Here is a 23,370-nt window from a genome sequence, read left to right on the forward strand (position 1 = left end):
CTCTCAGCGATGGCTCGATTCCGGGGTTTGTTCCTCATCGATCCTGAAGCCCAGGCAACACACTCGAAATGACACGTAAGAGTTGTTAAGCGGCCACGTCGCCTTTTTTCTTCGAGCGCGAGTTCGAGATTGTCATGCGTCTCGTCATCATTGGGATTGATGGGCAGCGCCGCCCGGAACTCAGCGATTGCGCCCCTACAAATCACCCTTTTCCGAGAGAATAGCCGAGAATAGCATGGTAGTCGCGCGCCATGGCATCATTGGGATCGATGCGCAGCGCCGCCCGGAACTCAGCGATTGCGCCCTCCTCATCACCACTAAGCACGAGCGCAGCACCGAGGTTGCTATGCGCCTTGGCAAGATTAGGATCGATGCGCAGCGCAGACCGGTATTCTGCGATTGCACCCTCCAGGTCACCCTTTTTTTGCAGGAGCGCAACACCGAGGTTGACATGCGCCTTGGTATCTTTGGGATTGATGGACAGGGCGGTTCGGTATTCTGCGATTGCGCCCTCCAGATCACCGATTTTCCCGAGCCCGATGCCGAGGTTGGTGTGCACCTCGGCAAGATTAGGATCGATGCGCACCGCCATACGGAACTCAGCGATCGTGCCCGCTAGATCTCCTTTTTTGTTGAGCATGGCACCGAGGCCGGCATGCGCGCTGGCATCATTGGGATCGATGCGCACCGCCATCCGGAACTCAGCGATTGCATCCTCCACATCACCCTTTCCCCCAAGCAAAATACCGAGGTTGCCATGCGCCTCGGCATCATTGGGGTTGATGCGCACTGCGGTGCGGTATTCGGCGAAGGAGCCTTCCGTGTCACCCCTTCGTCCAAGGGCAAAGCCGAGGCGGTGATGCGCGTTGCCATCATTGGGATTGATGCGCAGCGCAGTTCGGTATTCAGCGATTGCGCCCTCCATATCGCCCCTCATCTGGAGCGTTGCACCGAGGTTGCTGTGCGCCGCGGCATCATCGGGGTTGATGCGCAACGCAGCCTGGAATTCTACGATCGCGCCCTCCAGGTTGCCTCTCATCTGGAGCGTTGCACCGAGGTTGCTGTGCGTGTTGGCATCATTGGGATTGAGGCGCAGCTCAGCCCGGTATTCAGCGATTGCGCCCTCCATATCTCCCTTTGCCCCAAGTGCGAAGCCAAGGTCGCTGTGCGTCTCAGCACGATCAGGATCGATGCCCAACGCAGCCCGGTATTCTACGATCGCGCCCTCCAGGTCGCCGCTCATCCGGAGCGCTGCACCGAGCTGGCAATGCGCCTTGGCATCATTGGGATTGATATGCAACGCAGCCCGCAATTCGTCGATTGCACCCTCCAGATCACCCTTTGTCCCGAGCACGCAGCCGAGGTAGAAATGCGCCTCACCATCATGAGGATTGATGCGTAGCAGGGCCTGAAATTCTGCGATGGCGCCCTCCAGGTCACCCTTTCGTACAAGGGCGAGACCGAGCTGCAAATGCGCCTTGGCATGGTTAGGATTGATGCGCAGCAGGGCCTGAAATTCTGCGATGGCGCCCTCCAGGTCACCCTTTCGTACAAGGGGGAGACCGAGGTGGAAATGCGCCATGGCATGGTTAGGATTAATGCGCAGCAGGGCCTGATATTCAGCGATTGCGCCCTCAACATCACCCCTCATCCCGAGAATATCCCCGAGGTGGCCATGCGGTTCGGCATAATCGGGATCGATGCGCATCGCAGCCCGGAATTCAGCGATTGCACGCTCCAGATCACCCTTTGTTCCGACCGCGATGCCAAGGCTGTTGTGCGCCTCGGCAAGATTGGGATTGATGCGCAGCGCGGCCTGGTATTCTGCGATGGCGCCTTCCCAATCGCCCTTGTCATGAAGTGCGCGACCAAGTTTGGAATGCGCACTGGCATGATCGGGATTGATGCGCAGCGCGGCCTGGTATTCTGCGATGGCCCCTTCCAGATCGCCCTTGCCCTGAAGCATGAGGCCAAGGTTGTTGTGCGCTTCGGCAAGATCGGGATTGATGCGCAACGCTACCTGGTATTCTGCGATGGCCCCTTCCAGATCGCCCTTGTCATAGAGCGCGCTGCCAAGTTTGGTGTGCGCCCGAACCTCATTGGGATTGATGCGCAGCACAGCCCGGAACTCAGCGATGGCGTCCTCCACATCACCCTTTTCCTTGAGCGCAACACCGAGATTGTAATGCGTGTTGGCATTGTTGGGATTGATGCTCAGCGCGGTTCGGTATTCTGCGATTGCGCCCTCCACATCACCCTTTTCCTTGAGCGCGAAGCCGAGGTTGCCGTGCGCCTCGGCGATATTAGGATTGATGCGCAGCGCCGCCCGGTATTCAGTGATTGCGCCCTCCAGGTCACCGTTTTCCCAGAGCGCGAAGCCGAGGTTGAAATGCGCCTCGGCAAGATTAGGATTGATACGCAGAGCGGCGCGGTATTCAGCGATTGCGCCTTCCACATCACCCTTTTGACCGAGCGCAACACCGAGGTTGTTATGCGTCTGGACATCGTTGGGATTGATGTGCAGCGCCGCCCGGTATTCAGTGATTGCGCCCTCCAGGTCACCGTTTTTCCAGAGCGCGAAGCCGAGGTTGAAATGCGTCTCGGCAAGATTAGGATTGATACGCAGAGCCGCCCGGTATTCAGTGATTGCGCCTTCCACATCACCCTTTTGACCGAGCGCAACACCGAGGTTGTTATGCGCAGGGGCATAATTGGGATTGATGCGCAACGCAGCCCGGTATTCTGCGATTGCGTCCTCCTGGTCACCCTTTGCCCTGAGCGCGGCACCGAGGTTGACATGTGTCTCGACAAGATCGGGATCGATCCGGAGCACGGCGCGGTATTCCGTGATTGCTCCCATCATGTCGCCTTTGGCAAAGAGGGCATTGCCAAGAGTGAAGTGTTCCTCTGCCGTGCTCATCTCGGGCAAAACTCTCCTTCCTTGACTGTTGCTACTGTGCCATGCGGGGGTAATGGCGGCGCGGCCTAGGCTATCACAGGTCTGGCGATATCGGTATGGGAATGGCCCACAGGTCTGAGTTCCATCAACCTGCAAGTCAAAAACGCTTCGCCTCGTCTCTTTCTATTGACAGGTGTGAAATGAGCGTTCGCGTCCAAACTCACGTGATCAGAACGTTTGCGTTCGATTACTCCCCAGAAACGGTCAAGGGTGGAGAAATTCCTCTGGATCGGTCATGGTCCGCAAACGCCCGCGAAACGGGCTTCTGGGAAATGACGGACGAGATTAGTCTGCCGAGACACTTTCGCGTCCCAGCAGCCGGTTTCATTTCACTCTGACCTGACCTGTGGCTACCTGCATTCCCGGTGCGCGAATATACGGCTTTCCGGCCCATTCAAGCACACAGTCATCTTAGGGCAGGCAGGGCTATTACGAATCGTAGCGCCATATCTTCCATCCACAATCGCAAAGGAAAACGGGCCGCGAAGCGGGGCCCGTTGTTCAATTGAAGGTTTAGAGTTTTTCCGGGTTGCCGAGATGCGGTTGCACCCCGGCAGTCCAGAAGCCTGTTATCTCGGTCTGATGGTCAAAGTAACGGAGTTAGGCAGAGTATCGGTGCCACCAGGGCCAAACGATACTGTACCGGTAGTTAACAACGTTTGTCCTGACGTGCCGGCCGCCGCCGTCACATTGACGGTGACGATCATGGTTTGTGGCGGTTTCGCGCCGTTTTTGGTTGAGCCACCCAGACTGGCGGTGGTGCAGGTGACAGTGCCGCCGTTGGCGGGAAGAGCCGGTCCGCCGCAGACTGCCACGCCGCCATTGTTCACGGTAGCGGTGACGCTGTTAATGATCAGGCCAACTGGCACCACATTGGAGAACGCGACGTTCTGCGCGGTTGTGGTGGTTGTGTTGCTGATGGTCCAGGTGAGGTTTCCAGCCTGCCCAATGTTGGGCCGGGGATTCTGGGCGACGCCAGCGACGGAGATCGCGGCACTAGCACCTCCGCCGGTTGCTGCGGTTGTTGTCGTCTTGCTGGCGGTGGTGGGAACCAGGGCAGTACCAGCAGCGTCTGTTCCGGTGACCGTCGCCGAGTTGGTGATGGTCTGGCCTTGCATCTGCACGATGACGTTGACTCTGGCTACGGCGCCTGGAGCCAAATCACCCACAGTGCAGTTCGCAGTAACCACGCCCGCGCCTCCGCTCGTGCACACTCCCGGTCCGGTTGCGGACAGGATGTTCGCTATCGGCAGGAGAGTTACACCACCTGAGCCGCTGACGGCATTAATGCCGGCTTGCGAGTAGGTAAAGGTTGTGGCCGTAAGGCCGCTCGTAACCGCGAATGTGCCGTTGAAGGAAGGATCGGTCACACCTGCAATGGTCACGGTTTGGCCAAAGCCGAAGAAGGTTGGATCGACGGTGGTTACAGTCACAACGCCGTTTAACCGCGAAATCGACGAAATGCTCGCCGCCACGGTGCTCAGCGTGTCTGCCACGGAGATGTTGGACGCCGGGAAATTCGACGTGTTGGTAATGGTGATGGTATAGGTCACTGGCGACGGCGGGGTCGTTCCAGTGGACGGGCCGCCCATGGTAACCGTTAAAGTCGGCGTGTTGGCTGCCGAAGGAATGACCGCATTGGAGGGCGCCGATTCAGCGCTGTTTCCGGCAATGTTGGTCGCGTGCACAGTGAAGGTGTAGGAATGACCGTTGATCAGACCGCCGATCAACACGCTATCAGTATTCGAGCCGAACGCGGGCGGCGGCACGCCTACTGAGACCCCGGTAGGAACACCGGCATCCAGTACGCTCACCGTGTAGCTGGTAATGGGTGAACCTCCGTTGCTGGCCGAAACCGTCCAGCTCACGAACGCCTGCGTATCGCCTGCAACGGCCGTCGCGCCGGTGGGTGCGCTGGGCACGCCGATGCCCGGGGGCGTAGCGATGTTGCTCTGGATTGAAAGCGCGCTGGTTCCCGTGGCATTGGTGGCCGAGACTTGGAAAGCGTAAGAAACGCCGTCGGTCAGGCCGGGGATCAGGAGCGAAGTGGGCGGGTAGATAGAGCCCGCCGCTGGGTTGACAACGATGTCAGCCAGAGGCGCGCCGACGGAGATAAAGCTGTTGTGTACGGTGTAGCTGGTTACCGGCTGGGCAACCTGCGCCGGACTCCAACTCAGGGTAATTTGCGATTCGCCGGCCACCGCTACAACATTCAACGGCGTTCCCGGAGCAGCAGGTCCTGCTGAGGTCTGCGTTGTCTGCCACCAGCGGCCATTGCCAATGGCGGCTGCATTAACAGCAATGACTGGATCCTCGGCTGAGTACGCAATCAGGTTGGCGGGGTCGGTTCCGTCCACCACCATGGCGTTCATGGCCGCGAGCGGCGGATTGGGCAGCGGGTCAACCAGGTAAGTCAAATCAAAGGTGGAGCCGGCCAGTCCCTGGGCAATGTTGCCTACCCAAGCGACTTGGCTTCCCACGCCGTAATAGAGATTGTTGCCGTTGATGGCGGGATAGAACTGATCGCCGGCCAGGCTGACTGTGGGGCCTACCTGGGGCAGTATGGGTATCACCGTGCCATTCGCCGTGCTGCATGCCGCAAACGGAGGAACCAGACAGGTGGTATCGGCATTGGGGATCACGAACGGAGAAGTGCCGTCGCCCGAAAACAAGTTGTGGCCCAGAAAGGCCAAACCGTTGCTGGATGCGCCATCCGGACTTGTGGCCACCAGTTGCTCGAGCTGCGCACAGGTGCCAAAGCCGAACTCGGTGGCGGTGGCTGGGCTGTTAAAGCGAAGGATGTCGCCGCTGTCCAGGAATCCTACCCAGATGTCCCCCAACGGGCTCATGGCCAATCCGTTAGGCGTTGTGCCGGTCCCCAGAAACGGGCAACCTGAACCGCCAAGAAATGCCCCTCCTCTCCTAACGCCCGAGCCGCCAGCCAGCGTAAAGGCGGAGGTGAGGTCCAGCATGCCGTGACCGCCGTCAGCCGAAGGATCGAAGCCGATGCGAATCACGCCTTGGCTGGCGCTGTTGTTGTCAACGAAATAGAGGAAGTGTCTTGCTGCGTCATAGGCGAACTGGCCGCCGAAAGGTATTGGAGCGCCCGCCCGGTTGATGTTATACGAACAGGTCAACATATTGATGTCCCAGGGCCCTGGGGCGTCAATTTCTGGATCCATGCGGCATGGACCGGCGAAGCTATCCCCCACCCACAAATGGCGCACGGGCCGGCCGGTGAACTGGCTGATCGCCGCACCTTGCAGGACGATGCCGCCCACTGGGCCGGTGTTTACGGTGTTCGCAGTTCCACCTGAGAACTCAATGGTATTGGTGGTTGGGGCCACAGGTGTTTGCGCGCTGGCTGTGAGTGCGGCGAACGCAAGAAGAATTGTGAGGCAGAACCAAACGCGGGCCGAAATGCGCCGCCCGCAGCATACGCCTGGCTCGGCGGCTGTCCGTGTCGAGGTATTCATTTTTGCCTTCCCGTCCTGGGCTCATGGCCCAAGGATCGTTTCGAATTGGCAAGGCATCATCCGTTGTGTTTAAGAAAGGCTGTCTTCTTAGAGACAACCATTCACGCCGCCACACCTCAGCGCACGTAAGCTCGAGCCTTCTGCCAGCGCCGTGACCTGTGAAAGCCGGAAGGAGCAGGACAGGGCGCAAATCAGCGAAAGCTCGCTCATTAAGGTTTTAGGCCGGAAGGATTAGAGGGCGATTGATTGTGGATTAAAATCTCTAATGTTCGGTCCTGGACATACGTATCGCCCGGCTCTGGCGCACGCAACCTTATGAATCAATGGACTGGACCGTCTTAATCTGACGCGGAGTTGCCGGACTTCCGGGTCTTATCGGCTGAAGAGCAATGGTTTTACCGGGAATTTTCCCGTTCCACTTTTATTTTCAGGCTGTCTTCAGCGAACCTTGAGAATGATGTCCGCGTCGAAGATGTCGGGCTTGCCGTCACGAATGTAGGGGCGAAAACTCCACTGACGCAGTGCGCGATCACCCGCCGTGAACAGCCGGGAAGACACATTGTTGGGATTTTGGACTCCGACGACTTTTCCGTGCTCATCCACTGAGGCCCGCAATGTGAATGTTTTTCTGGCGGAAGGCTTGCCGGGTGACGCTTGGGCCTCCACCACCCGCGTGGCCAGCTTGCGGGCCTGGCTGTCATTCAGCACGGGAACGGGATCCAGCGTGGAGGCAAAAGCAAGCGTCAGCACTGATTCCATCTGCATGGGGACGCCGTTCACGTACGGCTGGAACCGCCAGCGCAGTAGCTGGTCGCGCGCCGCGTCGCTGACTTCAGGATTGTCAGAGCCCACAAGCCACGCTTCGCGCACGTGGCCGCTGCGGTCTGCGGAGATGTAGAGCGTCACTTGCCCTGAGGCTTTGCCCCTGCGCACCACCGGCCACTTGAGGTCAGGAGCATCCACGATGAGCCTGCGCGCGGTATCTTCCCCCACCTCCACGTTTTTCAGCATCTGTGCCGGCGGAGTTGGCTGGTCCACAAGAAAAAGTTGTTCGTCCGCCTTCGCGGCGGCCTGCAACTCCACGATCTCAGCGCTAATCGTTGTGCCAGGCCGGGGGCTAAGGATGACCCGTCGCGCAACCTGCTTCGCGCCGAATGGTCTATAGTCCTGAAACTCTGCGCGATAACCCGGCGTAGACACGGCCTTGAGCAGACCGTCCTTGCCCCGAAAGCAGAATGCCAATTGCAGGGTGGACTGCGCTGGAGGAACACCAGAGTGTGTTTGTAGGTTGAGGCAGGCGGTGGATTGCGTCGAATCGCCGGGCAAGTCCACTCGCCCAGCCAATCGTTTCAGCTGTTCCAGCATTGGCAGGGGATCAAAAATGGCGGTAATCAGATCATGCAGCCAAAAAGGATAATAGTCACCGGTGTTCTGCTCGGAAACCTTATCGCCATTCACGATCAGCACCTGGGAAAAGCCTGGCGACTGGATCGTGCGGCGCCACTTGGTGGGCGAGAGCCAATATTCTTCCACGTCGGCCCGGTAGTCCGAATGCGGGTTTCCAGCTTCAGCGATTGTTGCCTTGAGATGAAAAGGCGGGCTTCCTGGCAGGGTCAGTTGCGATTGCTCCACAGCATGTTGCGCGGCCTCGGCAATAGAAACGATCTTATCGGCCGGCAGACCATGAGCTACAGGGGAAATCATCAAGCCCAGCAACAGGAGAGCAGCTGATCGCATAGAACCACATATTCAGCTGGCGGGACGCAGAGTGTCAACCCAGTCTCACGTCAAAGTAATAATGATGCGGAATCAGTACCCATCAAGTCATTGCCGCAACCTCTCTTGCCCCACGGAGAGGTTCAATACCACCTTTGTGCGCCTGAAATGAGAATTCTTAATGAGCCCCTAATGCTCTCTTAAGCTTGACCCCTTAACGTAGAGTGCGGCAAGTCTCTTAGAGAGAACTCGCGCCTTCTTGCGTTTGTGCAGGGGGCTGGAGTTCTTCCGTTCTGGCAAAGAGCTAAACACCTCGGCATCAACGTCAACGATCATCGCTATCGTTAATGTTCTGCGGCGAGGTTTTTTGCCCTGTAGGCATTAGCCTGCAAGGGCCAGGGGAATGCGGCACAACGCGGTACGGCACGGTTTGGCAAGAAGGTCCTATCCTCCCCCAAAGCGTCGCAGCCGCAACTGGGGTTCGGAAAGAGCGAGGGCGGCCAGGCTCCTCTCTGGGCATCACCTCGCGTACCGGACCCGGCAGGGTGCCACGATTCCCGCTTGAACTGCGCGCACGCGCGGTTCCTCCGAAGAGGCTGGCGATGTGCCCCGCCAGCCTCTTTCTTTATCTTCAAGGACCCAACTTTCGCCAAGGCCAGCTCCCGGCGTGCGTGACCTAGACCCAATTTGGCCGTTGGACGTGGGGTTGGATGTTATCTTTGTGATGGCGATGATTGCGCGGCGTTCGACCCCGGGAGACCATGTCTATCAACGTTCTCAAAGAGCTTTTTGAGCAGCATTTCCACTTGCCGGTCGGGCAGGTGCAGCCGCTGCAGGGCCAATTGGGAGGCTCCGGACGCAACATCATCCGCCTAGCCAGCGGAGACGTGAGCGCGGTCGGCATTCTGTATGGCGTGCGCGAAGAGAACGTTGCTTTCATCGAATTCTCCAGGCATTTTCGGCGGCTGGGCTTGCCGGTGCCGGAAATCTACGCCGAAGATTTGAGCCAGGGCGCGTATCTGGAAGAGGACCTGGGTGACACCACGCTGTTTGAATTTCTCTCGAAGAACCGCGCGGGCGATATCGTCGCTCCCGCCGCGGTGGAAGCATACCGCAAGGTCCTTTCCGCGTTGCCGCGCTTTCAGATCGAAGCCGGCCGTGAACTGAACTACCAGGTGTGTTATCCGCGTGGCAGCTTTGACGCCCAGTCCATTGCCTGGGATTTGAATTATTTCAAGTATCACTTTCTTAAGCTCGCCGGAATCCCTTTCAACGAGCAGGCCCTGGAAGACGATTTTGCCAGGCTGACCGAGCTGTTGCTGAGCGCAAGAGGCGATTACTTTCTCTATCGGGATTTCCAATCACGCAACGTGATGCTTCGGGAAGGGAAGCCGTTTTTCCTGGACTATCAGGGCGGACGCAAGGGCGCGCTGCAATATGACGTCGCGTCTCTGCTCTATGACGCCAAGGCGGACCTTCCGCCCCAGTTGCGTCAGCAACTACTCGATCACTATCTGAGCGAGGTTGCTGGTTTCATCGCGATAGATCGCGAAGCTTTCATGCGGCCCTACTATGGCTACGTGTACGTCCGCATCATGCAGGCGCTGGGCGCGTATGGCTTTCGTGGCTTCTTTGAGCGCAAGTCGCATTTTCTGCAGAGCGTACCCTACGCCCTGAAAAACCTGCGCTGGCTGCTGGACCACGTGGAACTCCCCGTCGCCCTGCCCGCGCTGATGGCCGCGTTCGAAAGCATTGTGGCATCGGAACAATTACAGGAGCTGGCCGCAAAAACAGAACCTGTCAGCCCTGCTGCTTTGCAGAAAACGCCGGGCCTACGCCGCGAAACGGAAGATCTCGTCGTGCGGATTTCCAGTTTCTCTTTTCACCAGGGTGGTCCGCCAAAGGACGAAACCGGGCATGGCGGTGGATTCGTCTTTGACGCTCGCAGTCTTCCCAATCCCGGAAGGGAAGAGCGCTTCAAAGCCCTTACCGGCAAAGACGCGCCAGTCATTGACTATCTCAGCCAACAGCAGAGCGTGGATCAGTTTCTGGACAACGTGATGTCCCTGGTGGATGCCAGCGTGACCGAGTACCAGCATCGCGGCTTCAAGAGTCTGACGGTGTCGTTCGGGTGCACCGGCGGGCAACATCGCTCGGTGTACCTGGCGGAACAATTGGCGCAGCGTTTGCGCTGCCGGCAGGGCGTAAAAGCCGTGGTGCGTCATGTTCAACTGGAGAAGCTGGAATTTGAAAAGCCGGAACTGGGGAAGCCAGGCCGATGAAAGCCATGATTCTCGCCGCCGGGCTGGGTACGCGGTTGCGGCCGCTCACCGACCAGCGTCCCAAGGCGCTGGTGGAAGTCGGCGGCCGCACGCTGCTGGACATCACTCTCTCCCGCCTGCGCGACTCCAGGATTCGCGAAGTGATCATCAACGTGCATCACTTTGCTGACATGGTCATCGAGTACCTCAAAGCCCATCATGACTTTGGCATGCGGATTGAAATCTCCCGCGAAGACGACCTGCTCGATACCGGCGGCGGCTTGAAGAAAGCCGCTTGGTTTTTCATCGAAGGTCCCCGCGGAAGCGACGCGCCCTTCATCGTGCACAACGTGGATGTCGTCAGCACCATTGACCTAGTGCGTCTGGCGGAATTTCACGCGCAGCAACGGGCGTTGGCGACGCTGGCCGTCCAGGAACGCGAGACCTCGCGTTACTTGCTCTTCGATGAGCTTGGACTCTGTGGCCGCCGAGCGGGCCGCGACCAGGAACCCGAAATGATTCGGGCTGCGGCGAATCCGCAAGCGCTGGCGTTCACCGGCATCCACGTGATCTCTCCGCGTCTTCTGTCCATGATGGACGAGCGAGGCGCGTTCTCCATCATTCCCGCGTATTTGCGTATGGCAGGCCAGGGAGAAAAGGTCGTCGCGTTTCGCGCGGACGAATATTATTGGCGCGATCTGGGCAGACCAGAGAATGTGGCGCTGGCCGAACAGGAAATGAAGCAAAAACTTCTATGAACCAGGCGCGAGCGTACTCCTGGCACGCGCGCGGTATATTATCTCCACCATGGCAGAGTTCCCCATAGACCAGGTTCGCGCTGCGTTCCCCGCGCTGCAAGAAGACTTCATCTTCTTTGATAATGCGGCGGGCGCGCAGTCACCCCAGACCGTACTCAACGCCGTGGCCAATCATCTTCTGCATCGCAATGTTCAACGGGGCGGCCGCTACCGGCAGTCGCGGGAGGTGGACGAAGCCATCGCGCAGGCCCGCGCCAGCGTCGCTCTGCTGGTGAACGCCCGCCATCCCGACGAAATTTCCTTCGGTATGAACGCCACCTCGTTCATGCGGCTCATCAGCATCGCCATTGGTCAGTCTCTGACAGATCGCCGTGAAGTCATCGTGACCGACCTTGACCACGAAGCCAACATCGCCGTCTGGCTGGCACTAGAGCGCGAAGGCGCCAAGATCCTATGGTGGCATTTCAGAGATGATGGCCGCTTGCATCCTGAAGACCTGGAGCAGTTGCTCTCGCCGCGAACGCGCATCGTGGCTTGCACGCTGGCTTCGAACGCTATTGGGTCCATCCTTAATATTGCTGAGGTCTCCAACTGCGCTCATGCTGCCGGAGCCGAAGTTTTCGTGGACGCCGTGCATTATGGCCCGCACGGGACCATGGATGTTCAAGCCTTCGATTGCGATTACCTGGTGTGCTCCGGTTATAAGATCTTTTCTCCCCACATGGGATTTCTTTGGGGACGCCGCGAAACGCTCAATGCTCTGCCCACCTTCCGTGAAGATTTTGTGCCTGACACCACTCCCGCCAAGCTGGAGATTGGCACGTACATCTATGAAAACGTCGCCGGCATGGATGCCGCGGTGCGCTACCTGGAAGATCTTGGACGCCTCATCAACCCCGCCGCAACTTCCCGGCGCGCCGCGCTGGTCGCTTGCACTGAGGCCATCCGCGACTACGAGGCGCAACTCTCGCGTGCCATGCTGGACGCGCTGGCGAGTGTGAAGGCGACCGTGTATGGCGTTACCGCGAATGACCGGATATCGTACCGGACGCCGACGCTGTGCTTTAATCTTCCCGGCATTTCACCGGACAAAGTCACTGAAAAGCTGGCGTTGCAGAATATCGGCGTGCGCGATGGCCACATGTATTCGCCGCGGCTGATGAAGCGCTTGGGGCTTACCAAAGAGAGTGGCGCAGTCAGAGCGTCGCTGGTGCACTACAACACGCTGGAAGAGGTGCGCAGATTCGGCAGCGCGCTGGACCAAATCAATCGCGGACGTGTTGGCAAATCATGACCGATCCCGAGCGCTCCCAACCCATCGCCGCTGCCGGACTTGTTGAGCCACTTCCGGCGACCGAACCCGAAGGCCTCCACCGCCGGCTGGGCCAACGGCAGCTCGCCATGATGGCCATTGGCGGCGCCATCGGCGTTGGTTTGTTTCTGGGAAGCAGCGTCACTATTCGCCTCGCCGGGCCCGCCGTCATTCTCTCTTACATTCTGGGCGCAGGCATCGCGCTGATCATGTCCTATGCGCTGACGGAGATGGCGGTTGTCCATCCGGTGGCCGGCGCATTCGGAGTTTACGCGGAGAAATACCTCAATCCCTGGGCGGGGTTCTCCGTCCGCGCCACCTACGGCGTCGCGCAGATCATTGCCATTGGCGCCGAGGTCACCGCCGCCGGCATCTACATTTCTTTTTGGTTCCCGCATGTGCCGCAATGGATCTGGGTGGTGTTGGTTTCAGCCGCCCTGGTGGCGCTCAATGCCATGCAGGTGAACCGCCTGGGTGAGTTTGAATACTGGTTTGCCATGATCAAAGTGGCGGCCATCCTGGCTTTCATCATCGTAGGGCTGGCGTTGATTTTTGGTTTTGGCGTTGGCCAAGGACGCCATGCGCTTGGCCTGGCCAATTTGACGCAGCACGGCGGGTTCTTGCCGAATGGATGGAAGGGGGTTTGGCTCTCGCTCACCATCACCGTCACCAGTTATATGGGCGTGGAAATCATCGCGGTCACCGCGGGCGAAGCCGAGCGTCCGGAAGTTACGATTCCGCGCGCCATGCGGAACATTGTTTACCGGCTCATTGGGTTCTACGTCCTGGCGATTGCCATCATGGTGACGATGGTCCCCTGGAACCAGACCGGCGGGTCGTCCGCCCTTTCCGGCAGTCCATTTGTGACCGCGTTTGCCGCGGCGCGCATACCCTTTGCTGCCGCCATTATGAACTTTGTGGTGCTCACGGCCGCCCTCTCCAGCGTGAACACCAACCTTTATTTGGCGACGCGCATGCTTTTCTCTCTTGGCCGCGAGGGCTATGCCCCGGCATGGATGAAGATGGGCAAGGTAAGCAGCAACGGAGTACCGCATCGCGCGCTGCTGGCTTCAACCGCGGGAATCATCATGGCTATCGTGCTTGCGCTCAAAGCGCCTAAAAACGCATTCCTTATTCTCTATGGGGTCGCCGTGGCGGGAATGCTTTTTGTCTGGCTGGTGATTCTCAACACACATTTGCGTTTTCGCAAGGCGCTCAGCCCTGAACGTCTATCAAATTTGCCGATGCGTCTGCGTGCCCATCCATTCTTCACCGTTCTCGGAATTTTGTTGCTCCTCGCTATCGCCGCTACAACTTTTTTTGTTGACGGCATGCAATGGTCCGTACCGCAGTTTTTGGTTTTCCTCGCGATCATCTCGCTTTCATACCTACGCAGCCGGCGCGCGGGGAACGCGAGATGATCGAAGCCAGCGAAGAACTCTACTCTTCGCTTCGCCGGAAATTCAAAGGTGTCTTGCTGCGTCCCGCCGACAGCGGTTACGACGACGCGCGTCTCATTTGGAACGGCATGTTTCATCGCACGCCAGGTTTGATAGCCCGTTGTGTAGACGCCAGCGATGTGCAAAGCGCGATCCGGGCCGCGTCTGACGTCGGAATTCTTACCGCCGTCCGTTGCGGCGGTCACAGCCTTGCCGGCTTCAGCACGTGCGAAGACGGCTTGGTCATTGACCTGGCGAAGTTGCGCCAGGTTACGGTTGATCCCGAAGCGCGTCGGGCGCGCTTCACCGGCGGCTGTCTGCTGGGATCGGTTGATGTCGCAACACAAAAAGCAGGACTGGTGTTTCCCTCCGGCGTGGTCTCTCATACCGGCGCTGCTGGACTGGTTCTGGGCGGAGGGACGGGCTGGCTCACCCGGCGATTCGGATTGTCATGCGATAACGTTGAAGGATTCACTCTGGTGACTGCAGATAGTTCCATCGTTCGCGCGAATGCAAAAGAGAATGCAGACTTGTTCTGGGCGCTGCGTGGAGGCGGCGGGAACTTCGGTGTGGTGACAGAGTTTGAAGTGAAGCTGCATCCCCTCACGTCAGTGGTGCTGGCTGAAGGACTGACCCCCGAAGCCGGCATTCGTCCGCTGCTGGAAGACTGGCGCGATTTCATGGCCGAGGCCCCGTTCGACTTAAAGTGGAACATCAACCTTCGTCTAGCGACGCAAACAAACAAGGTGCCTGCGCAGCTTCGCGGACGGCCCGTCGCCAGCAATTCTTTGATCTGGTCCGGCGAGCCCGAAGCTGGGCGCAAGTATTTGCAACGCGCACTTTCCCTGTGCAGCAAGGATTCCGTGAGCAGCAAGGCTGTGTCTTTCCTGGATCTGCAGACCATGGCGGATGCCGATTTCCCGCATGGCCGGCGCTATTACACGAAATCCGGTTACTTCACTTATCTTGACGACAACAGTATTGATCTCCTGGTGGCCGCCGTCGCCTCGATTCCTTCGCCTGAAACCATGATTGAGCTTGCTTATCTGGGCGGCGCTGCGGCGCAGGTCGGCGCGCAAGAGACTGCGTTCGGTGATCGCAGCGCGCCGTTCGTGATGACCGTGCTGGCGAACTGGCAGGACGCGTCCGATGACGCTGCGCATATTTCCTGGGTCCGCGGATTGTTCCAGCAACTCCGGCCGGCAATGAAGCCGGGCGTTTACGTAAATTTCATGAGTGGCGACGAGCAGGACCGCGTGCCTGAGGCTTATCACGAGCGCTGGGACCGCATGGTCGCGGTCAAATCGCACTACGACCCCAACAACTTCTTCCGGCTGAATCAGAATGTTCCGCCGCGGAAAGTCGCGGAGAAGAGCTGACGCTGAGGTGCACTGTGCTCACTCGAAACACGCTTCATTGATAAAGAGAGTTAGCGCCGGTTCGCATTTACAGCCATGCGCCTTACTGCTCCCATCCGCCACCGAGAGACCGGTAGAGCTGGACAAACGAATTCAGTTCGTTCAATTGCGCCTGGGCCAGATTGAGCTCGGCAGAGAAGTAGTTCGTCTGGCTGGTCAGCACTTCCAGATAGCTGGCCGTCCCGCCTTTGTAGCGGATATCGGAAAGACGCGCGGCATCTTCCGCCGCACGGGTCAGTAGTTCCTGCTGTCGCCGGAATTCCTGGTTCTTTTGGTACGCGATCAGCGAATCAGAAACATCGCGAAACGCCTGCTGAATGGTCTGCCGGTACTCCAGCAACGCTTCTTCCTTCTGCGCCTCTGCAAGTTTCACGCCGGAGCGGAGCCGTCCGGCGATAAAGATAGGTTGCACCAAGCCAGCTCCCAGACTGAAGAAACCCGCTGCGCCGCTGAACAGGCTGGAGAGTGCAGGACTCTGGTAGCCGCCGTCTCCGGTCAGCGAAATTTGCGGAAAGTAAGCGGCTTTGGCGACGCCGATCTGCGCGTTGAAAGCTACCAACCGCTGCTCCGCCTGGCGGATGTCCGGCCGGCGTTCCAGGAGCGAGGACGGCAATCCGGCGGGGACCTGGGGCGCGTGCGGTTGCTCCGTCAACTTCAGCCCTCGCTGGATTGTGCCGGGATTCTGCCCCAGCAACGTGCTCAGGAAATTCTCCTGCTGCGCAATGCGCCGTTGCAGGTCAGGCACTTGTTCGGCGGCGGTGTAGACAAGCTGCTCCGCCTGTCGCACGTCCAGCATGGACGTGGCGCCGTGGTCGGCGAGCAACTGCGTCAGTTTGACCGAGTCCCGCCGCGAAACCAGCGTGCGCTGTGAGATTTCCAGTTCAAGATCGAGTTCCCGCAGCTGAAAATACGCAGTGGCCACGTTGCTGACCAGCGTGCTGATCACCTGCCGCCGCGCCCACTCGCTGGCCAGCATGTTGGCCCGCGCAGCTTCGGTGGCGCGCCGGAACTTGCCCCAGAAATCAAGCTCCCAGGCCGCTGCCACGCTCAAGGAGGTCGCACTGCCGTTGGTCGCCGACGGTTGGGCGGGCTGTGCCGCGTTGCGCTGAACTTTGCTGCCTGCTTCGGCAACTACCTCGGGAAACTGGTTCGATCGGGTAATCCCCAGCTGCGCTTGCGCTTGAAGAATGCGCGTCGCCGCGATGCGCACGTCGTAGTTCTGAGCGATGGCGGTCCGTATCAGTTGTTGCAACTGCGGGTCCTGAAAAAGCTCTGCCCATTTCTGGTCCGCGAGTGACGCAGTTTCCGCCTTCGCGGGATTCTCCTGCTCAATCCCCCGGTGCGCGACGGGAACATCAACCGCCGGGCGTTTGTAACGCGGCCCCACCGTGCAACCGGCAATGGCGAAGGACAAAAGTGCGACGACGGCAATTCTCTTCATTTCGTTCCTAGTCATCAGCCCCGGTCGGAGAGGGATGAGGCATGGTTGAAGTGGTGCGCGAGGTGCGGCGCAATCGCGCCGCAATCTTTTCCACCACCACAAACAACATGGGGATGATAAAAATAGCGATCGTAGTCGCGGCCAGCATTCCGGTGATCACCACGGTGCCCAGAATGCGCCGTCCCGCCGCGCCCGAGCCGGACGCGAACCACAACGGCACGCAGCCCAGGATGAACGCGAATGAGGTCATGAGAATGGGACGCAAGCGAAGCTTGGCCCCGGCGATAGCGGCTTCCACCAGATCGCGGCCTTTTTCATGCTCCATCTTGGCGAACTCCACGATCAGGATAGCGTTCTTGGCGGAAAGACCGATCAGCATGATCAGTCCGATCTGCGCGTACACGTCAAGATCGAAGTGGCGAAGCTGTAATCCAAGAAACGCCCCGAAGACCGCCACGGGAACCGACAACAGAACCGAGAAAGGCAGCGCCCAGCTTTCGTACAGCGCGGCCAGAATCAGGAACACCAGCAACATGGAGAGCGCGAAAATCGGTCCGGCCGCGCCGGAAGCTTTTCTTTCCTGGTAAGAGAGATCGCCCCAGTCGTACCCCATATCGGCGGGAAGAGTTTCTTTGGCTACCTGTTCCAGCGCGTCCATGGCTTGGCCGGAGCTGTAACCGGGCGCAGCGCTGCCCAGCACTTGCGCGGCGCGATAAAGATTGAAGCGGTTGGTGTATTCCGGGCCGGCCGTGGGCTGGATGGTGACCACCGACGACAGCGGCACCATGCCGCCTTTGCTGCTGCGCACGTAGTACTGGCCGATTTTGGCCGTGTTGGCACGGTCCTCACCTTCGGCCTCCACAAACACCTTCCACTGCCGCCCGAAGCGATTGAACTGGTTTACAAACAGACCGCCGAGATACGCCTGCAGGGTTTGATAGACGTCGCCCACGGCAACACCTTGCTTCAGCACCTTATCGCGGTCCACGTCGGCGTAGATCTGCGGGATATTGGTCGAGAAGGAAGCATTGACGCCGCTCAACTCCGGCCGCTTGCGCGCCGCCCCAAGAAATTTCTGGAGGTTCTGGTTGAGATACTCGGCCGATCCGCCGCTGCGGTCCTGCAGCCAGAAGGAGAAACCGCCCGCGCTGCCGAGTCCGGGAATGGCCGGTGGCATGAACCCGAACGCGTTGGCCTCGGGTACTTCAGAAGCCAGACGCCTGTTGAGCTTGTCCAGAATGTGGCGAGCGTCAAGCCCGCCGGAGCGGCGGTCGTCCCATGGCTTGAGGCCCACGAAAAAGAAGCCATTATAAGAAGATGACACGCGCGTCAGCAGACTGAACCCCGCCACACGGCTCACGTACTGCACCCCATCGCTCTCGGCCAGGATCTTTTCAATCTTCTGGCACACCTGGTCGGTGCGCGCCAGAGACGCCGCGGGAGGAAGCTGGGCATTCAGCAGGAAGAAGCCGTAATCCTCTTCGGGAAGAAAGCTGGTAGGCAGCTTGCGGCCGACGAGGCCGTCAATCAGCACAAATCCAACGAGGATCAAGATGCCGACCACCGCCTTGCGAATCAGGCCATGGCTCAAGCTGCCATAGGTTTTCACGCCTTTTTCAAAGTACCGGTTGAAGAGCCCAAAGAAGCGCGCCAAAGGCCCGGTTGATTTCTTTCTGGGGCGCAGCAGCATGGCGGACAACGCCGGCGAAAGCGTCAACGCATTGAAAGCCGAGATCAACACCGAAATGGCGATGGTTACGGCAAACTGGCGGTTCAGCCGGCCCTGAATCCCGCTCATGAAAGCGATGGGCACAAACACTGAAGACAAGATGAGTGCGATGCCGATGACCGGGCCCGACACTTCTTTCATCGCCTGCAGCGTCGCCTCGCGGGGATTCATGCCTTCTTCAATGTGGTGTTCCACGGCTTCCACTACGACAATGGCGTCGTCCACCACCAATCCAATGGCCAGCACCAGGCCGAAGAGAGACAGCGTGTTGATGGAAAAAGCCAGGAACGGAAAGAACGCAAACGTCCCGATCAGCGAAACCGGAACGGCGATCATGGGAATCAAGGTCGCCCGCCAGTTCTGCAGAAACAGGTAAACGACAAAGATCACCAGCACCATGGCTTCAGACAAAGTGAAAACGATTTCCCTGATGCCTTCGCGCACCGGCCGCGTAGTGTCCAGCGAAGTGACATAATCAAGGTCGGCGGGGAAGCGTTGCTTCATCCCGGACATGACCTGCTGCACGCCGTCAGCAACGGCGATGGCGTTGGATCCCGGCGCCTGGAACACCACGATGATGCAGGTCGGCTTGCCGTTCATGCGTGCTACCTGCTGGTAGTTCACAGCGCCCAGTTCGATTCGGGCAACGTCTTTCAAGCGCACCAGCGATCCATCAGAGTTGGAGCGCACCACAATCTGGCCGAACTGGTCGGCGGTAATCAGCCGGCCTTGCGCGCGGACGGTGTAGGTCATTTCGTTGCCCGCCGGCGCAGGCTCCGCGCCCACCTGGCCCGCGGGGTTCACGTTGTTCTGCTGCTGCACGGCCTTGGTGATGTCCGGGACAGTCAGCCCCAGTTTGGCCAGGACGTCCGGTTTGATCCATATGCGCATGGCGTAATCGCCCGCGCCAAAGACCCGGACTTCACCCACTCCGGGTATGCGATAGAGCGCGTCATTGATGTTGATGTTGGCGTAATTGGCCAGGAACAGAGAGTTGTACGTGCCTTTGGGCGAATACAGCGCCACCAGCATCATGGGGAAGCCGGTGGACTTGCGCAGGGTCACGCCGAACTGGTTTACGTCAGGCGGAAGATTGGGCTGCGCTTGCGCCAGGCGATTTTGCACGTTCACCTGGTCAACGTTGGGGTCGCTCTCCACGTCAAAGGTCACGGTTTCTTGCAGCGAGCCGTCATTGGCGTTGGTGGACTGCATGTAGAGCATGTTGTCCACGCCGTTCAGTTGCTGCTCCATCGGCGTGGCCACCGATTGCTCGATGGTGGCGGCGTCGCCTCCGGTGAATACGGTGCCGACGATGATTTGGGGCGGAACGATCTGCGGGAACTGCGCCAGCGGCAGCTTTCCCATGGAGACCAGTCCAGCCAGCACGGTGATAATGGATATCACCATGGCCACAATCGGACGGTTGACGAAAAACTTGGCCATCTGCTGCCTGCCCCTCTCTTACAGGTTCGCTGCTTTGGGTGTTACTACGGTGCCTTCTTTTACTTTTTGCAGACCTTCCACCACGACGCGTTCGCCCGGGTTAAGGCCGCTTTCAATGATCCACATCTTGCCGAAGCTGGGCCCGACCTTCACCGGACGCAGGTTCACTTTGTTGTCGCTGCCCACTACGGCGAGTTGATAGCTGCCCTGCAACTCGGTGACGGCACGCTGCGGGACCAGCAAAGCGGCCTTCCGGGTGCCCATTGCCGCCAGCACGCGGCCGAACTGCCCGGGACGAAGCAGGTTGTTGGGGTTGGGAAACGAGCCCACCACGCGGATGGTCCCGGTGTTGGCGTCCACTTGCCGGTCAGCCAGAAGAAAAGACCCTTCGTGCAGATAAGTGCTACCGTCGGAGAGAACCAGTTTCAGCTTTACGCCCTTCCATGCATCCTTCTGCGGGCCGCTTTTGCCGCCGCCCTGTGACACCATGTATTGCTGCTCGCTGATGGAAAAATAGGCCTTGATGGGGTTCACCTGCGAAACCGAAGTCAGCACCGTGGTGTTGCTTACCAGGTTGCCGATCTGCGTCTGCGCGATGCCCGCAATTCCGTCAATGAGGGACGTCACTTTGGTGAATCCCACGTTGAGATCTGCCTGCTCCACTGCGGCCCGTGCCGTCTCCACCGCGGCCCTGGCGCCAAGCTCGGCTTGAATGTCATTGTCGAACTGGCTCTGAGCAATCGCTTTGGCTTCCGCCAGCGGCCGGTCGCGCTTCACGTCCTGCTGGGCTTTGCCCAACGCCGCCTCCGCCTGCGCCAGTTGCCCTTTCATCTGGTTCAGGATCGCCACAAAAGGCCGCGGATCAATCTCAAAAAGCACTTGCCCTTTGTGGACGTACGAACCTTCCTTGTAATTCTGCTTGATGAGATAGCCGGCGACCCTGGGTTGGATCTGCGCGTTCACGTAGCCATCCAGAGTGGCCGTCCATTCGCTGACGATGGGCACGTCTTGCTGCCGAACATTGGCCACTTCCACGTCAGGTGGTTTCGAGGCGGGCGCATTGGCTTTCACTCCTCCGCATCCGCCGAGCGCCAGCAGCGACAATGCGAGAAGAATGCAGAGGGCGCCTCGCGTCCGCGTGCGACTCAGCAGGGAAGTGCTCTGTCTGGAATTCGCCCGCGGGGAACCCGCAAGTCCAGTATTGAATGCAGAAACTCGCAGCGACATCACAAAGTCCTTTCTTTTCTCAACTTGCCGTCGGACGCAACGCGGCATTAATAAAATGAAGCAGAAAATCAATGTCCTCGCGGGCCGTGGTGGCCGGCGTGGTGGCCAAGCGGCGCTGCAAGGCGCCTGTGGTCAGATCGGCGACGGTCCACGCCAGAATCTCCGCAGGGACGGGCCGGATCTGGTTGCGGGCAATTGCATCTTCAATCGCCACCGTCAGCGCGCGCACCGGTTCGCGCAGCCACTCGCGCGCCTTGGCTTTGCTGAGCACCGGAGATCCCGAGGGCTCGATGTACATGATGCGAAAAAAATCCCGGCGTTCTTCGCAATAGTCAAAGCGGGCGTTGATGTAGGCTGAAATTTTTTCCAGCGCCGTCCCCGCGGCGGCGATCTTTTCCAGCGTCAACCGGCGCAAAGTTTCCAGGTCGTTGGTCATCACCGCGTTGTAAATATGTTCTTTGGACTCGAAGTACAGATAAATGGTGCCCTTGGCCAAGCCCGCGCGGGCGGCAATCTCGTCCACCGTGGCTGAGATGTAGCCCTTTTCCGCGAAGACTTTCCGGGCAGCAGTGATGATTTCAGCTTGGCGAAATTCCCAGACGACTTGCTTCTTCGACTTGGCGAGTTGGGCGAGGTCCGGCATGAATGACCTAATAGTACAAAGTTATGACTGCCCGGTCAATCTGGCGAATGTGCGCGCGGGGGCAAACGCGAAACATCTGCGACGCTGACCGCGGTTGGCACCAGCGGCATTCAGAGCGCCAGCATCAAGCTGACCTGACCATCACGCACTGATCTGTATACTCGTGGTGTAATCTCAGCACCACGATCATGCGCGGGAGAGGGGACGCTCGATGCAAATATGGCGGCGCAAGCGTGTCCGTATTGCGTGCTCAACCTTGATTCTGCTGGCTGCGCTGATGGGGAGCACTCCTCTGTATGCGCAGGACATCGCGGGCGACTGGCAGGGAACCCTCAAGGCGGGTCTGGATCTCCGGATCATCGTGCACATCGAAAAGGGGACGAGTGGCGGCTGGACGGCCATGCTGTACAGCATTGATCAAGGCCCCGATGGCATCCCCATCACTTCGGTGACGCTGAAAGATTCGATCTTGAAGTTCAGTGTTGAGCTGGTGCACGGCGCCTATGAAGGCAAGCTCAGCGCGGACGCACAGACGGTCACCGGGACGTGGACTCAGCGTTTGCCGCTCCCGCTGGAACTGCGTCGCGCAACCAAAGAGACGGCCTGGCAGCGCGATTCGTCGTCGCACACCGCGCAATTTGTGAGCGTGGACAGCAACGTCAAACTAGAGGTGCTCGACTGGGGCGGCTCCGGACGGCCCTTGGTCTTTCTAGCAGGTCTGGGCAACACCGCCCACGTGTTTGATACCTTCGCCCCCAAATTTACCCGCGCGCACCACGTTTACGGCATCACGCGGCGCGGATTTGGCGCTTCCAGCGTCCCCGACTCCGGCTACTCGGCCGACCGTCTCGGCGACGACGTGCTCGCCGTGCTGGACGCGCTCAAGATCAACCGGCCGGTGCTGGTGGGGCACTCCATCGCCGGGGAAGAGTTGAGCTCCGTGGGAACACGGCATCCGGAAAAGATCGCGGGCCTGGTTTACCTGGATGCCGCCTACCCGTACGCGTTCTACGATCCAGCGCTCGGAGATTTCAATATTGACTCCCTTGAGCTGCAAAAAAAACTGGAGCAACTGCGGCCGGGGAGAGCGCAGGCTGATCCCAAGAAGTTGATCCAAGACGTGCTGCAAAGCCTGCCCCGGCTGGAAAAGGACCTGCAAGAGGAGTTGAAAGATCTGGAAGTGGAGCCCGCCAACGCGCGTCAGGTTGAGGCGCCGGCGCCGGCGCCGGCCAAGGCGATCATTGCAGGCGAGCAGAAGTACACGGAAATCCGCGTGCCGGCCCTGGCAATCTATGCCGTGCCGCACTCCGGTGTGCCGGCCGCCGGCAACGACGCTGCCGCGCGCGCGGCGGCGGAAGCCAGAGACACGATCAGCACCGGGGCACAGGCCAAGGCCTTCGAGAAGGGCGTACCCACGGCACGCGTAGTTCGCCTGCCGAACGCGAACCATTACGTCTTCCGGTCCAACGAGGCGGACGTGCTGCGCGACATGAACGCTTTCCTCGGCAGCTTGCCGTAACGGCGAGCAGAAATGCGGCGCATCGCCGG

General features: G+C 59.3%; 13 protein-coding genes. 6 read left to right on the plus strand and 7 right to left on the minus strand.

Going from position 1 to position 23,370, the window contains the following annotated elements:
- Positions 1-202: 202 nt before the first annotated feature.
- The 3 genes from LAO20_19270 to LAO20_19280 form a co-directional block, all read right to left on the minus strand.
- On the minus strand, positions 203-2,920 hold the full coding sequence (locus LAO20_19270) for a tetratricopeptide repeat protein (protein ID MBZ5533576.1): 2,718 nt from the start codon (positions 2,918-2,920) through the stop codon (positions 203-205).
- 608 nt (positions 2,921-3,528) lie between these two features.
- Entirely contained in the window at positions 3,529-6,435 is a 2,907-nt protein-coding gene (locus LAO20_19275; GenBank protein MBZ5533577.1) for a fibronectin type III domain-containing protein, read from the minus strand.
- 438 nt (positions 6,436-6,873) lie between these two features.
- Positions 6,874-8,172, minus strand: a complete 1,299-nt coding sequence (locus tag LAO20_19280; GenBank protein MBZ5533578.1) for an energy transducer TonB — start codon at positions 8,170-8,172, stop codon at positions 6,874-6,876.
- Between the two features lie 746 nt (positions 8,173-8,918).
- Here LAO20_19280 and LAO20_19285 point away from each other — a divergent pair.
- From LAO20_19285 to LAO20_19305, 5 genes are read left to right on the plus strand one after another with little or no spacing between them, the layout of a single operon-like run.
- On the plus strand, positions 8,919-10,433 hold the full coding sequence (locus LAO20_19285) for a phosphotransferase (GenBank protein ID MBZ5533579.1): 1,515 nt from the start codon (positions 8,919-8,921) through the stop codon (positions 10,431-10,433).
- On the plus strand, positions 10,430-11,170 hold the full coding sequence (locus tag LAO20_19290) for a nucleotidyltransferase family protein (GenBank protein ID MBZ5533580.1): 741 nt from the start codon (positions 10,430-10,432) through the stop codon (positions 11,168-11,170). The genes LAO20_19285 and LAO20_19290 overlap by 4 nt, the downstream gene beginning before the upstream one ends.
- Before the next feature lie 49 nt (positions 11,171-11,219).
- On the plus strand, positions 11,220-12,464 hold the full coding sequence (locus LAO20_19295) for a cysteine desulfurase-like protein (protein ID MBZ5533581.1): 1,245 nt from the start codon (positions 11,220-11,222) through the stop codon (positions 12,462-12,464).
- Positions 12,461-13,903, plus strand: coding sequence for an amino acid permease (locus LAO20_19300; GenBank protein ID MBZ5533582.1), 1,443 nt, complete (start codon positions 12,461-12,463; stop codon positions 13,901-13,903). Before LAO20_19295 ends, LAO20_19300 begins: the two co-directional genes overlap by 4 nt.
- Positions 13,900-15,300 carry an FAD-binding oxidoreductase gene (locus LAO20_19305; GenBank protein MBZ5533583.1) on the plus strand — a complete coding sequence of 467 codons (1,401 nt, stop codon included), beginning with the start codon at positions 13,900-13,902 and terminating at the stop codon, positions 15,298-15,300. Before LAO20_19300 ends, LAO20_19305 begins: the two co-directional genes overlap by 4 nt.
- An 82-nt stretch (positions 15,301-15,382) precedes the next feature.
- Here LAO20_19305 and LAO20_19310 read toward each other — a convergent pair whose 3' ends face one another.
- The 4 genes from LAO20_19310 to LAO20_19325 are packed head-to-tail and all read right to left on the minus strand — an operon-like array spanning position 15,383 to position 21,822.
- The gene (locus LAO20_19310) at positions 15,383-16,780 is read right to left on the minus strand and encodes an efflux transporter outer membrane subunit (protein MBZ5533584.1); all 1,398 of its coding nucleotides are present in this window, start codon (positions 16,778-16,780) and stop codon (positions 15,383-15,385) included.
- Between the two features lie 7 nt (positions 16,781-16,787).
- A complete protein-coding gene (locus LAO20_19315; protein ID MBZ5533585.1) occupies positions 16,788-19,952 on the minus strand; it encodes a multidrug efflux RND transporter permease subunit in 3,165 nt (1,054 codons plus the stop codon).
- Between the two features lie 18 nt (positions 19,953-19,970).
- The gene (locus LAO20_19320) at positions 19,971-21,179 is read right to left on the minus strand and encodes an efflux RND transporter periplasmic adaptor subunit (GenBank protein MBZ5533586.1); all 1,209 of its coding nucleotides are present in this window, start codon (positions 21,177-21,179) and stop codon (positions 19,971-19,973) included.
- Between the two features lie 19 nt (positions 21,180-21,198).
- Positions 21,199-21,822 carry a TetR/AcrR family transcriptional regulator gene (locus LAO20_19325; protein MBZ5533587.1) on the minus strand — a complete coding sequence of 208 codons (624 nt, stop codon included), beginning with the start codon at positions 21,820-21,822 and terminating at the stop codon, positions 21,199-21,201.
- Positions 21,823-22,033: 211 nt separating this feature from the next.
- Here LAO20_19325 and LAO20_19330 point away from each other — a divergent pair, with 211 nt between their 5' ends.
- Positions 22,034-23,341, plus strand: a complete 1,308-nt coding sequence (locus tag LAO20_19330; GenBank protein MBZ5533588.1) for an alpha/beta hydrolase — start codon at positions 22,034-22,036, stop codon at positions 23,339-23,341.
- Positions 23,342-23,370 lie beyond the last annotated feature (29 nt).

This window comes from Terriglobia bacterium (genome assembly GCA_020072815.1).
Classification (GTDB): Bacteria; Acidobacteriota; Terriglobia; order Terriglobales; family Acidobacteriaceae; genus Angelobacter.